Annotated in this window: 11 protein-coding genes; 2 read left to right on the top strand and 9 right to left on the bottom strand. The window is 33.0% G+C overall.

Annotated elements, in window-relative coordinates; translation table 11 throughout:
- Window positions 1-194: 194 nt before the first annotated feature.
- Entirely contained in the window at window positions 195-1,196 is a 1,002-nt protein-coding gene (locus ACFOUY_RS12125) for an aldo/keto reductase (RefSeq protein ID WP_378960952.1), read from the bottom strand.
- Window positions 1,197-1,356: 160 nt separating this feature from the next.
- Entirely contained in the window at window positions 1,357-2,247 is an 891-nt protein-coding gene (locus tag ACFOUY_RS12120) for a helix-turn-helix domain-containing protein (protein ID WP_378960950.1), read from the bottom strand.
- 264 nt (window positions 2,248-2,511) lie between these two features.
- On the opposite strand from ACFOUY_RS12120, the gene ACFOUY_RS12115 reads away from it, so the two are divergent.
- Window positions 2,512-2,697 (top strand): hypothetical protein, encoded by a 186-nt coding sequence (locus ACFOUY_RS12115; RefSeq protein WP_378960949.1) that lies wholly within the window; start codon window positions 2,512-2,514, stop codon window positions 2,695-2,697.
- Between the two features lie 62 nt (window positions 2,698-2,759).
- On the top strand, window positions 2,760-3,218 hold the full coding sequence (locus ACFOUY_RS12110; RefSeq protein ID WP_378960947.1) for a lipocalin family protein: 459 nt from the start codon (window positions 2,760-2,762) through the stop codon (window positions 3,216-3,218).
- 1 nt (window position 3,219) lies between these two features.
- Here ACFOUY_RS12110 and ACFOUY_RS12105 read toward each other — a convergent pair whose 3' ends face one another.
- The 7 genes from ACFOUY_RS12105 to ACFOUY_RS12075 all read right to left on the bottom strand — a co-directional run bounded on the left by ACFOUY_RS12105 (window position 3,220) and on the right by ACFOUY_RS12075 (window position 11,925).
- Window positions 3,220-4,401: a GAF domain-containing sensor histidine kinase gene (locus ACFOUY_RS12105; protein ID WP_378960946.1), complete on the bottom strand. Its 1,182-nt coding sequence runs from the start codon at window positions 4,399-4,401 to the stop codon at window positions 3,220-3,222.
- A 140-nt stretch (window positions 4,402-4,541) separates the two neighbouring features.
- Window positions 4,542-5,744, bottom strand: coding sequence for a sensor histidine kinase (locus ACFOUY_RS12100; protein ID WP_378960954.1), 1,203 nt, complete (start codon window positions 5,742-5,744; stop codon window positions 4,542-4,544).
- 43 nt (window positions 5,745-5,787) lie between these two features.
- Window positions 5,788-7,161 carry a sigma-54-dependent transcriptional regulator gene (locus ACFOUY_RS12095; protein WP_378960945.1) on the bottom strand — a complete coding sequence of 458 codons (1,374 nt, stop codon included), beginning with the start codon at window positions 7,159-7,161 and terminating at the stop codon, window positions 5,788-5,790.
- 20 nt (window positions 7,162-7,181) lie between these two features.
- Window positions 7,182-8,363, bottom strand: coding sequence for an ABC transporter permease (locus ACFOUY_RS12090; protein ID WP_378960943.1), 1,182 nt, complete (start codon window positions 8,361-8,363; stop codon window positions 7,182-7,184).
- 25 nt (window positions 8,364-8,388) lie between these two features.
- Window positions 8,389-9,621, bottom strand: a complete 1,233-nt coding sequence (locus ACFOUY_RS12085) for an ABC transporter permease (RefSeq protein ID WP_378960941.1) — start codon at window positions 9,619-9,621, stop codon at window positions 8,389-8,391.
- A gap of 9 nt (window positions 9,622-9,630) precedes the next feature.
- The gene (locus ACFOUY_RS12080; RefSeq protein ID WP_378960939.1) at window positions 9,631-10,296 is read right to left on the bottom strand and encodes an ABC transporter ATP-binding protein; all 666 of its coding nucleotides are present in this window, start codon (window positions 10,294-10,296) and stop codon (window positions 9,631-9,633) included.
- Between the two features lie 165 nt (window positions 10,297-10,461).
- Window positions 10,462-11,925, bottom strand: coding sequence for a TolC family protein (locus ACFOUY_RS12075; RefSeq protein WP_378960937.1), 1,464 nt, complete (start codon window positions 11,923-11,925; stop codon window positions 10,462-10,464).
- Window position 11,926: the final 1 nt, after the last annotated feature.

Genomic DNA, 11,926 nt, shown 5'->3' with positions numbered 1-11,926 from the left:
AACGTTGGGGGAAAAGCCATGAGCTGATCCTGTAGATAGGGTTTAAAAGCTGGTTTCTGAGCGGCCATTAACGTGATTATTATATCATAAATATATGAAAATCAATACTTTAAACCAAAAAATAACATAAAAAAATATAAAAAATTTAAGCAAAATAAAAGGGCTGATCATTTTATTTATGATACAGCCCCTAACTAAACATTTACATTTTGCATACCATTTGCATCATAACGTGTTCCAGCTGTTTTGCCGACAGGAATAATTGATTCTAACTTTGCTTTTTCTTCGGAAGTTAAAACTACTTCAGCAGCAGCAGCATTTTCTTCGATATATTTTATCCTTTTTGTACCAGGAATAGCAACAATTCCGTTCGATAAAACCCAAGCCAAAGCTAATTGTGAAGGTGTTAAGCCTTTACTTTCTGCAATTGTTTGAATCTGTTTTAATAAATCTAAATTTTTATAAAAATTTTCGCCTTGATAACGAGGGATACTTCTACGGAAATCATTTTCTTCAAAATCATCCGGGCTTTTAATTTCACCGGTAATAAAGCCTCTTCCAAGTGGCGAATAAGCTACAAAGCCAATACCTAATTCATTTAAAACATCTAAAATTCCGTTCTCTTCTGGCTCACGTTCAAAGAGCGAATATTCGGTTTGAATAGCTGTAACTGGATGTACCTGATGTGCTTTTCTAATCGTGTTTGCAGAAACTTCTGATAAGCCAATGTATTTAACCTTGCCAGATTTTACTAAATCGGCCATTGCACCAACTGTTTCTTCAACAGGTGTATTTGGATCTAAGCGATGTAAATAATAAAGGTCTATGTAATCAGTTCCAAGATTTTGTAATGAGCGCTCAATCGCTTTGCGAACGTAATCGGGTTTACCATTAAAAGCCCAGGTTAATTGTTCATTATCATCAATTTCAAAACCAAATTTTGTAGCAATGGTATATTTATCTCGATTTCCTTTTATTGCTTTAGAAATTAAGCGTTCATTTAAAAGTGGGCCATACAAATCTGCCGTATCTAAAAAGTTAATTCCTAAATCTAAAGCTCGATGAATGGTAGCAATTGATTCTTTTTCATCGGCTTTTCCGTAAATATTTCCTCCGGCAATGGTTGTCATGCCCATACAGCCTAAACCTTGCACAGGAACTTCTAAGCCTTGGCTTCCTAATTTTATTGTTTTCATTCTTGAATTAACTTAGTTTAAATGTTCTTAATTAGTAACAAATTTAAACACAGTAAAATTTATAAAATTATACAAATCAAAGTGTTTATTAAACAATTCAAAGATTACAAACTAAGCTTCCTGAAATACATCATCGTTAAAAAAGATAAGGCGAAATAATTTAAATTGCCCGAGCTTTCATTGGTGTAAGCCCAGTATGTTTTTTAAAGAAATTATTAAAATAAGAAGCGTATTCGAAACCTAGGCTAAATGCTATTTCAGCTACGTTCCAATCGGTATGAATTAATAAAGATTTTGCTTCGGCAATAATGCTTTCATTAATATGAGTTGTTGTTGACTTACCAGTAACCTCCTGAACAGCAGCATTTAAGTGATTTACATGTACTGCCAATTTCTCTGCATAATCACCAGCTTTCTTTAATTTTAGAGGACTTTGAGCAGAATCGACAGGAAATTGCCTTTCTAATAAACTAAGAAATAATTTGGCTATCCGAGATGCAGCATTAGGTGGGTCGAAATAAGCAACTGCAGGCTGCATTTTTATAGCTTCATGAATAATTAAATTCACATGATTTCGAATAAGTTCGTATTTATAAACATATTCGCTATCGCTCTCCGTTCTAATTCTGCTAAAAATATCAACTAAGTATTTTACTTGATTGTCATCTAACAGATATACAGGATTACCATCTGCTTTGTACAAAGAAGATTCCTGCAAACTTTCCAGACGGCTACCATCATGAAGAAATTCATCTGTAAAAGCACAGAAGTAACCTTCATATTCTTCATTTGGAATGTAGCCATCCCAAGAATAAGGAACTAAAGGATTTGTAAAAACCAACGCAGGTTTATTAATTTCGATATCACGATTGGCATAAAGCAAACGGCTTTCACCCTTCGTAATTAACGAAATTTTATAAAAATCTCTACGATTATAAGACGACAACTGGCATTTATTCTCGTTTAATTTAGAAACTCTAAATTGAGTAGAACCAGACTGAACACTTTTAAATTGTTTAGTATTTTTATTTATTAAATCCTGTTGTTGCATTCACAAAATTAAACATTTCAAAGAGAAATATTTTATATGAATGCTATCCCTTTTTGCCGCCAAAAATTACGCAAAAAACGCTGAAACCACCCGCGATAAATATAACGCCGAGTATAAAATTAAGTGTATCGCCCATTCTGTAAGGTATATTTAATAAAAGACATTAAAAAGACTTTAACAAAATTTAGCATTCCATTTTAGAATATGTTGGCTTAATGGTATCGCTTTTGTATTTATAAGGTTTTTAAATTAATCAATTTATTTATGTCGTTAAGATTAACCTACACAACGCCTGTTAATATTTTAGATAATATTAAGATTGGAGATGTAATATCTGATGTATATCAGCTAATGGGGAAAGTTATTAAGATTGAGAAAATAACGCTAAAAACTAATATTCAGTTCATATTTACATTAGAAAATTATGAAAGTATTTTGATGCTTAGATAGCGCTATCGTATATAATTATGATAAAAACATTAAATTGCGGTGTAACCAAATAAACATCTCTAATGAAAATTAATGCACTTATAATTTTTGCAGGTTTAAGCTTATCTGCTTGCAATAATTCACAAAACAAAAGCGACGAGTCGTTAAAAATCACTGGAACATGGCAACTAAAATCTAGCCTAGCCATTACAAATGGAGATACCGTAAATACAACTCCTGCAAAGAATACAGAAATGATAAAAATTTTTAACGAAACCCACTTTGCCTTTTTTAGTCACGATTTAAATCAAGGGAAAGATTCTTCAGCAGTTTACAGTTCTGGCAGCGGAACTTACTCCCTTATTGGCAATAATTATAAAGAACACTTAGAATACTGCAGTGCCCGAGGATGGGAAAACCACGATTTTGATTTTAAATTATCAATAAAGAAGGATACGTTAGAACAAAAAGGGATTGAAAAAATCGATAGCTTAAATATTAATAGAGAAATTATTGAAATTTACGTTCGTAATAAAAAATAACTTACTGTATTGGTATCTTTAGGGTAAAACTAGTTTGCTCTTTTGTAGAGGTTACATCTATTTTTCCATTATGGGCACGGGCAATTTCCGATGCAATAAACAAGCCCAAACCAAGTCCTTTTTGATTTGGTTTAACATCTCCGCGAGAAAAAGGCTGAAATAATCTTTCCATAGCTACATCAGAAATTTGCTCGCCTTTATTTATTATTGACAAATGAAATTCGCCATCTCTAGTTTCCGCATTTACCAATACAGGTTCATCAGGATTACCGTAGCTTAATGCGTTTCCTAAAATATTAGAAAATAATTGAGCAATTCGTTTTCCATCACAATTTATAGATTCTGAAATATCAAAATCAACTAAAATTTCTCGGGTTGGCCAATTTGTTTGCTGTTCGGCAACAATTTCACTAAGTATAGTACTAATAGATTCCTCTTCGCTTTTGTAAAGTTTAATACCTTCACCTAATCTTCCGCTGGCAAAATCGAGCATGTTTTCTATCAAACCATTTATGCGGAGCGAAGATTTCTGAATGATATCGCTAAGTTTAAGAATTCTTTCATCTTCGGTCAGTCTCTTTAAAAGTTGAGCGCTATTTAATGTTGCATTAAGAGGATTACGTAAATCGTGCCCTAAAACAGCAATAAAATATTCTCTAAACTCTGCTATATGGCGTTCTTCTAACAGTTTTTTTTCTGATAAGATAACTTTATCCATAGCGTCGAGGTGAAAAGCAATTAACTCGGCAAATAAATTAAACATGCCAATAATTTCGGGAGTATTAATTACCGCTGGCTTAGGGTCGATTGCACACAGTGTACCGAAAAATTCGCCCGATTTAAGCATTATCGGAATGGATATATAACTCTGAAAACCATACATTAAAGGTGTATGATGATTTGCAAAATATTCATCTTCAGCAACATGATCTATTATAACAGGCTTATGATGCTGGCGAATTTCATCACAAATTGTTGTTTGCAACAGTAACTCTCCACCTGGCTTTAATCCAAAATTAATATTATCAATTAAGCTACAGGCAACCCATTTATTATCTGTAACACGTGCTACGGCCGCAAAACCCATACCAGTAGTACTGCAGATAACTTTAAGTATATTAACTACCGAAGGAATTCTGTTTATTGCTTCAATATCAGCAAGAATGTTTGGTTCGTTAAGCAAAGATTTTTAATTTTAAAGTTTTGTTATTCAGCAAATATAAGAGTCGAAATATTTTAACTAATATGACGTAAAGATATTGTTATAATTTCACGTATTTATACTTAAAAATAGTCATTTTAAAATCTCAAAGCACGTAATATTTATAGCTTAACAATAAAGATTGTGCAATTAGATTTTATAGTCTTTAAAGAGAATTCAAATCCATGGTTTAGAAAAATTTCTCGCACTAATGTTAAACCAATGCCTTGCCCATCTTTTTTGGTACTAAAAAATGGGCTAAATAATTGTTCTGCATTTTCTTCCGTTATTCCATTCCCTGTATCGATAACATGCAATTCTCGTTTATAAGCATCAATTTCAAATTTTATATTTCCCTTATTGCCAATAGCTTCTATAGAATTTTTAACAATATTTATTAGCGCCTGTTCCATTTGTTCGATATCTGCTGAGATAAAATAAGGTTCGTTTGGCAGTAATAATTCAAATTTAATCTCGTTTTCATTAGCTGTAAAATACATCAATTTTGATACAGATTTTATCAATTGCACCAAATCTATCTTCTTTTTATTTGCTTTTGGCAACTTAACTAAATCTGCAAAATTGCGCATAAAAACATTTAGATTTTGATTCCTATCGACAGCGATTTTCATCGCATTTTTCAGCAGTGATTCCGAATAGCTAATCCATAAATTTTGCTGGTTTAGAGCCGTATTAATAATCGAATTTACAGGTCCAACCGTATTGTTTACTTCATGCGCCATCATCCGAATTACCTTAGAATACACACTTTTCTCGGCTGCAAAAATCTCTGCAGTAACTTCCTCCATCATGATAAAAACCCGTTCAAATCCCCTTTCTATAAACCGCGATTTTTGAATTTTATAAGTACGTAATCCGTCAATTCGTAGCATTTTTGAGGTTCCTGTTGTCATTTCATGAATTTGATTTTCAAGTAAATCAGGGTATGATTCTAAAATCTCAACAGCTTTTGGATTTATTTGCTTAATATGTTTATCATAATCCAAAATAATAATGCCTGTTGGAGAAGTTTGGATAAGTTTTTCTAAAAAAAAATGTTGTTCTTCTTGTTTTGTCCTTTCTGTTCTTAATTCATCAATCATCTGGTTGTAAACACCAACCAACTCATCGACTTCTTTTTTACCTGTAGATAAAAACTTAACACTAAAATCTTTATCCTTTATTGCACTTATACCCTGCCTTAAATACGTTAGCGGACTAATTAATTGTTGGTAAAGATTTATAGAAATTACTATGGAAATGATTATAAATATCTCAGAAATGATAAAAATTATTTTATTTTTTTCGAAAATGAAGTAACTCATCACCAGGCAAATCAGGTGAAGCAAAACCAAAAACAGAACGTACTTAGTCTTCAGTTTCATTAAAAGGAATTTGGTATTTTTCTAATCGGCGATAAAGTGCATTTCGGGTTATACCTAAAGATGCTGCAGCCTTAGTTATTCTATTTTTATGATAATTCATGGCTTGTTTAACCATTTCCGATTCCATTTGCTCTAAAGTCATTGTTCCAACGCCTGGTAATTTTACTTTATCATTTTTTTGTGGTGATAAATTCAATTGAGATTTAAAGTCATCAATTTCTAATTCGTTATTATGACTGATTAAAACGGTTCTTTCTACCAGGTTTTTTAACTGACGAATATTGCCAGGCAAAGGTAATTGTTGCAACCAACGCATAGCAGCAGCAGAAACTGATAAATCTGGTCGTCCATAAATTTCTTTCATATTTTTAATGAAAAAATTTACCAATAAAGGAATATCTGTAGCACGTTCTCTTAAAGATGGTAAATGAATTGTTATCAAATTTATTCTGTACAACAAATCTTCTCTGAATAAACTTGATGCAACCATTTCGTTTAAGTTTTTATTGGTTGCGCAAACTACTCTGGTATCAACTGTTTTTGTGCGGCTGCTTCCTAAAACTTCATACGTTCTATCTTGTAATACACGTAATAATTTTACCTGGCTCGAAGCTTCCAAGTCTCCAATTTCATCTAAAAAAATGGTGCCTTTGTTTGCCATTTCAAATCGTCCAACCCTATCAAAACGGGCATCGGTAAATGCGCCGCGAACATGGCCAAACATTTCACTTTCGAACAAAGAAGAAGAAATACCACCAAGATTTACTTTAATAAAGGGTTTTGAAGACCTGGTGCTATTTTCGTGAATACCTTCGGCAATTAACTCTTTTCCAGTTCCACTTTCGCCAGTAATTAAAACCGAAGCATTTGTACCCGAAACACGTCCAATGGTTTCTAAAATACTCAACAAGCCAGCATCTTCACCTATTATTTGTTTAAAGTTGTATTTCTTATCAAGTTCTTTTCTATTTTTTGAAGAATCTTTTTTCCCTTTAAGCTGCAATAAAGTTTCTACAGATTGAAGTACATAATCGTTACTCCAGGGCTTATTTATAAAATCGTTTGCACCTAATTTCATTCCTTGCACAGCCAATTCTATACTAGCCCAACCTGTAATTAATATAATTGGTACGGCTACGTCTATACTTCTAATCTTTTTTAGCAAGCTCATACCCTCTTTGCCCGATGTATCGATAGAAAAATTCAAATCTAAAATAACAAGCTCAGGCTTTTGGGTTTTAAAAACCTCAAAAGCCTGTAATGCATTATCAGAAGTAATAACCTCATTTCCAACACCTTGTAAAAGAAGCGAAAGTGATGTTCTAACCGCTAAATCATCATCAACAATTAATATCATATACAAAGTTAAGATAAGTATTATTCTTCATGTAATGCAACAGCAGGATGAATGCCCGCAGCTTGTTTACCAGGATATAAAGAACATGCAAAAACCAATATGTAAATAAATAAAATAGCTAAAAGCATGGCTGTAACATAGACGCTTGCATGAATATTATAAACATTTAAAAGAGGGAATTGAATGGCAAAAAAGCACCCAACAATTAAAGCCATAGTTGCTAAAATCATTGATTCGGCAACAAGTTGAGATGAAACAGAATTTCCACTTGCCCCTATCGCCCTACGTAAACCAATTTCTCCTTTTCGCTTATTAATGTTATACCACAAAATGCCAAATAACCCTAAAGCAACATTAATAATTAGGAAACCAGCAATGGTTATAAATATAACCATAGGAATGATTGTTTCGTTGTTTCTAGATTTACGCATTTCATCAACATGTTGTATTTCTACAGCACCATGTGTAGAAGTTGCCATAAATTTATAGAGCTTGCTTTCGAAAGTTGCATCCGCATTTTCTTTTACTTTTAATAAAAGTGTACCTGTCCATTTATAGTTACCAGTATCTAAACGGCTAAACATAGAATTATTTCCAGGTAAGAAATCTCCATTGGCTTTAATATCGGCAACAACACCAATCACTTTGAGCTTATTTTTATCATCATAATCGCCTATCAACTTACCTACTCCTTTTTGGTTGCCGAACATTTCATTTTTTAACGTTTCATTTATAATAATAACCTTATCCTTGCTTACAGCATCCTCTGGCAAAAACCACCTGCCTTCGAGTAGGGAAACATTCCATACTTTTTGATAACCATTACCAACAATATAATTACTCACATAATCAAATTTTCGCCCATTTTGAGTTAAACCCGTACTCATAAAACTGCTGGAATATGGATAATTAGAACCAGCGAATGATGCCTCTTCGATTTGAGGCATGGCTTTTAATGATTTATATAAATTATCATAAAAAATGCTTAGTGAATCGAGGTTCTTAGGTAGCTGCCCATTGCTGTAACTAATGGACCAAACTTTTTCGTAATTGAAACCTAAGGGCTTACTATAATTTTGAAAATAGTAAGTCAGATAAGAGAATACCGCAAATATTACGAGAAAAGAAATCAGGATTTCGGTTAGGAAAAGGAAGTTTTGTTTCCTTTTATTCCATATTAATTTAAATAAATGTTTAAACATTTTTATATCTTTTAATAGTGATGAATTATGCTTTAAGTGCTTTAACTACATTCAGTTTAGACATCCGCCAGGCAGGATATACACCAGAGATTAAACCAAAAAACATGCATACAATTAAGCTGTAAAACAATACGGTAAAATTCATAGTTAAACGCATATTGGAAACCAAATTTGCGCCATTAATGAGGTAAATAATCAACATAGAAAGGATTAAGCCAATAACACCACCCAATAGAGTTAAAATTATATTCTCTACAACAAATTGGTAAACCAACGTTTTTGATGATGCCCCAAAAGCTTTACGAACGCCAATTTCTGATGAACGCTCCATAATTCTGGTGATATTTATATTAACCAGATTGATTGTAGGCAGCATTAGAAACAACAGAACAAAGCCAATAATCATAGAAATTGATTTTGTAACAGCACTATCGGTAGAATTACCAGCGAACCTTCTTGTTAAACCCGTAAAAAACGAATCTGCATTACAAATAACCTTATCAAAATCTTTCGGAATCGGAACCTTGCGCATCATCTGATTAAATTCTTGCCGAACTTTGGGAATGTCGGCTTTAGTTTTAGCCAAAAGAACTGCATTGTACCCTCCCATTAATCCTGTATCATAAAAATTCTCTTTAGAAATGGTGTAAGGCAAAAACATATCGCCACTAAAATTACGCTGCATCTCTGACACATTATCGACAACACCAATAACTCTATAGTTAACATTATCTGCTGAAATGTATTTACCTATAACCGATTTTTCATCACCAAAGTAAGCCTCTTTTGTTTCTTTTGAAATCACGGCAACCATTTCTCGATTATCAATCTCTCTTTGCGAGAAGGCTTTTCCTTCAATAAAATTATATTCGAGTACATTCCAATAATCGACATTGGTATATTTATATTCTATAACTAACTTTTTATTATTCACGTATGCATTGGATGCTTTAGGAAACGATGAAACACCTATTTTTTCTACGGTTTTTAAAGTAGATACGTATTTTTTTAAAAAATATTGAGATAGCGCACTACTGTTTACCCAGCCTTCTTTTGAATTTTTAATCTCAATTCTTTCAATGTATAAAGAGCGATCTCTTTTATAATCCGGGTAATCGGGACTTAAAATTTTATCCATATAAGCAGTTGCAACCATTAAAATGGTCAGCGTAAAACTGATTCCGAATAGGCTGATGAACGTGAAAAATTTTCTCCGCTTCAACACAGCAATGGCGATTTTAAAGTAGTTTTTTAACATAGCCGTATATTATTGAACCTGAGAACCATCAAAAAGACGAACCAATCTGTGCGTTTTATGCGCCATACTTTCATCGTGGGTAACCATTACAATTGTGGTTCCTTCATTTTTATTAAGATTGATAAGAATATCCATAATTTCATTTCCCATTGCGCTATCTAAATTACCTGTAGGTTCATCGGCCAAAATAATTTGGGGATTACCAACTATGGCTCTTGCAATAGCCACCCGCTGCCGCTGGCCGCCAGAAAGTTGCGATGGGAAATGCTTTAAACGATTACTTAATCCTACTTTTTCTAAAGCTGCAGTTGCAAGTGCTTTTCTTTCCTTTGCTGATGAATTACGATATAGCAAAGGCAATTCAACATTATCCACAACTTGCAAATCGTTTATTAAGTGATAACTCTGAAAGATAAAACCCAATTTTTCATTACGAAACTGCGCCAGTTTTTTGTCAGAATAACGGCTAATGTCCTGCTCATCAATTTTAATATTTCCTTTCGATGGCTCATCTAACAAGCCCATAATATTTAGCAAGGTACTTTTACCACAGCCTGATGGCCCCATGATAGATAGAAATTCTCCTTTTGCAATATCCAGACTAATGCCATTAATGGCCAGTGTTTCTACAGTATCGGTTCGGTAAACTTTTTCAATGTTTTGTAAGCGTATCATAATGTATAATTAGTAATTATTAATATGTTATTTATTGTTTTCTGTTATCTAATTCGAAGAATAAGGAAGCTAAATTTAGAATCTTAACAATTAAACTATTTAAGCGTGATATGGAATATCCATACTCCTTATTCTTCTGAATTAATGATAATTTTGTCATGATTTTTAATAAGTTATTTTTTTATTTTTTTCAAAATCGTAAAGTGATAAATAACGGAGTTGGTAATAAGCACCCCAAAAATCTCGGAGCGAAGAAACATAATCTCTTTTTGCGCTATCATTTTCTTGAAAGGCAATGCTCAAATCAGTTATACTCAAATTCCCCAAAACGTAACGTTCACTGGCGATTTTATACTTTTCGGCTGCAATTTTCTCTGCTGCATCGGTTAGTTTTATTTGCTCTTTCATCATATTAAAAAGTGTAACCTGTGTTACAATTTGTTGCTTAAAAGTTTGTTTGTCTTGCTCTACTGCATAAGTTATAAATTGCTCATTCGCTTGAGCTGTTTTGGTTCTAGATTTAGATCTACCCAAATCCATAACCGGAATAGAAAGTTGCAACTCTACAGATTGCTGGTTTTTAGGATTACGATATACATCAAAAGCTGTAATTCCGGCATTTGAAAACCCAAGATTAGCCCTTAAAGTTGCTTTTAAACCATTCTCTCCTTTTGCTTTAGCAACATCTCTTTTTGCTTCGGCCAATCGACGGATAAATCCAATTGCATCAGAACGATTTTCAAAAGCTTCTACTAAAACCTTTTCTGTAGCAACCGACATTTGAGCAACGGCTTCCGGCATGTTTAATTTAATTCTGTCATCACCTTCAATACCAATATAACTGCGAAGGTTAAGGGTTGCAATTTCCACATCGCGTTTGGCGGTACCTACCGCTTTTTGCGAGTTCAAAACTTCTAACTGAAGTTGCAGAATTTCATTTTTAGAAATTTTGCCCAATTCAAATTTTGTATCAGCAATTGTTAAAATTTTTTTGGTATTGGTGTAGTTTAAATCTGCAATATCTAAATTCACCTGAGCTAATAACAAATCGAAAAAGTATTCGGTAACTGTAATCGAAATCTTCTCTTGTGTTTCTATAAAAGTTTGCTTGCTTTCATTGTATTTTAAAGGCTCGATTTTTTTGTCCCACTTTAAACTATTAAATTGTAAAAGTGGTTGGGTATAGCCAATACCATATGGAATGCCGTTATAAAGCACATTGTTTCTATCAAAATCATCAAAACGTTGTAGCTGCGTTGTTCCATAAATTGTACCACCAGTTGCTGCAATACTCTGACTAAAATTTAGTGTTAGCGATGAATTGTCGTAATGAACAGGCTGAAAAAGTATAGTTCCATTCGGTTGTTGAACCTGTGTGTAAGTTTTAATGTAGCCTGGCAAAATACCTTCTAATGCTAATTGTGGTTGGTAATTAGACTTAAAAGTGCGCCATTTCCAATATTCTGTTTCTTTAACCGTTACGGCTTGTTTAGCAGCAATAGAATTTGCTTTCGCCATTTCTACAACCTGTGGCAGTGTTAGTTTTAAAGTATCGATTCTAACAAGCGCATAACTTGCTAAATACGAAGTAGCTAATAACCAAATAAGTAAAATTTTCTTCAACATCATC

The organism is Pedobacter jamesrossensis (assembly GCF_042650905.1).
GTDB classification, from domain to species: Bacteria; Bacteroidota; Bacteroidia; order Sphingobacteriales; family Sphingobacteriaceae; genus Pedobacter; species Pedobacter jamesrossensis.
Note: the sequence above shows the minus strand (reverse complement) of the source record. Positions and strands in the feature narration are given on the sequence as shown.

Excerpts from the sequence above, each read along its gene's own strand:
- ACFOUY_RS12125 (WP_378960952.1), bottom strand. The coding sequence starts at position 1,196 with ATGAAAACAATAAAATTAGGAAGCCAAGGCTTAGAAGTTCCTGTGCAA.
- ACFOUY_RS12120 (WP_378960950.1), bottom strand. The coding sequence starts at position 2,247 with ATGCAACAACAGGATTTAATAAATAAAAATACTAAACAATTTAAAAGT.
- ACFOUY_RS12115 (WP_378960949.1), top strand. The coding sequence starts at position 2,512 with ATGTCGTTAAGATTAACCTACACAACGCCTGTTAATATTTTAGATAAT.
- ACFOUY_RS12110 (WP_378960947.1), top strand. The coding sequence starts at position 2,760 with ATGAAAATTAATGCACTTATAATTTTTGCAGGTTTAAGCTTATCTGCT.
- ACFOUY_RS12100 (WP_378960954.1), bottom strand. The coding sequence starts at position 5,744 with ATGAGTTACTTCATTTTCGAAAAAAATAAAATAATTTTTATCATTTCT.
- ACFOUY_RS12095 (WP_378960945.1), bottom strand. The coding sequence starts at position 7,161 with ATGATATTAATTGTTGATGATGATTTAGCGGTTAGAACATCACTTTCG.
- ACFOUY_RS12090 (WP_378960943.1), bottom strand. The coding sequence starts at position 8,363 with ATGTTTAAACATTTATTTAAATTAATATGGAATAAAAGGAAACAAAAC.
- ACFOUY_RS12085 (WP_378960941.1), bottom strand. The coding sequence starts at position 9,621 with ATGTTAAAAAACTACTTTAAAATCGCCATTGCTGTGTTGAAGCGGAGA.
- ACFOUY_RS12080 (WP_378960939.1), bottom strand. The coding sequence starts at position 10,296 with ATGATACGCTTACAAAACATTGAAAAAGTTTACCGAACCGATACTGTA.
- ACFOUY_RS12075 (WP_378960937.1), bottom strand. The coding sequence starts at position 11,925 with ATGATGTTGAAGAAAATTTTACTTATTTGGTTATTAGCTACTTCGTAT.